Below are 1,154 nucleotides of genomic sequence, written 5' to 3'. Positions count from 1 at the left end.
GAAGGTCAACCGGGAGGTGGGCTGGAGGTATCAGAAGTGCGAATGCTGACATGAGTAACGATAAAGGGAGTGAGAGGCTCCCTCGCCGGAAGACCAAGGGTTCCTGCGCAACGCTAATCGGCGCAGGGTGAGTCGGCCCCTAAGGTGAGGTCGAAAGACGTAATCGATGGGAAACAGGTTAATATTCCTGTACCCCTTTTGACTGCGATGGAGTGACGGAGAAGGCTAGGTCAGCCCGGTGTTGGTTATCCGGGTTTAAGGTCGTAGGCGGTGGAATCAGGCAAATCCGGTTCCTCTCTAATAGAGAACGCCGAGAACTGATGACGAACTGACCAAGGTCAGGAAGTGATTGATGCCAGGCTTCCGGGAAAAACTTCTAAGCGTCAGGTCAAAAGGGACCGTACCCGAAACCGACACAGGTGGTCAGGTAGAGAATACCAAGGCGCTTGAGAGAACCTGGGTGAAGGAACTAGGCAAAATGGCACCGTAACTTCGGGAGAAGGTGCGCCGGCTTTGGTGATCGGACTTGCTCCGTAAGCTGAGGCTGGTCGAAGATACCAGGTGGCTGCGACTGTTTATTAAAAACACAGCACTGTGCTAACACGTAAGTGGACGTATACGGTGTGACGCCTGCCCGGTGCCGGAAGGTTAATTGATGGGGTTATCTTCGGAGAAGCTCTTGATCGAAGCCCCGGTAAACGGCGGCCGTAACTATAACGGTCCTAAGGTAGCGAAATTCCTTGTCGGGTAAGTTCCGACCTGCACGAATGGCGTAACGATGGCCACGCTGTCTCCACCCGGGACTCAGTGAAATTGAAATCGCTGTTAAGATGCAGTGTATCCGCGGCTAGACGGAAAGACCCCGTGAACCTTTACTACAGCTTCACAGTGGATCTTGATGTTGCTTGTGTAGGATAGGTGGGAGGCTTTGAAGTGTGGACGCCAGTCTGCATGGAGCCAACCTTGAAATACCACCCTGGCAATATTGAGGTTCTAACCCAGGTCCTTTATCAGGATCGGGGACATTGTGTGGTGGGTAGTTTGACTGGGGCGGTCTCCTCCCAAAGAGTAACGGAGGAGCACGAAGGTTGGCTAAGCACGGTCGGACATCGTGCGGTTAGTGTAATGGTACAAGCCAGCTTGACTGCGAGACG

General features: G+C 53.3%; 1 rRNA gene. It reads left to right on the top strand.

Annotated elements, in window-relative coordinates:
* Positions 1-1,154 (top strand): 23S ribosomal RNA (locus KBW69_RS23415); the annotation flags it as partial.

This window comes from Endozoicomonas sp. ISHI1 (assembly GCF_024606225.1).
Taxonomy (GTDB): Bacteria; Pseudomonadota; Gammaproteobacteria; order Pseudomonadales; family Endozoicomonadaceae; genus Endozoicomonas_A.
Note: the sequence above shows the minus strand (reverse complement) of the source record. Positions and strands in the feature narration are given on the sequence as shown.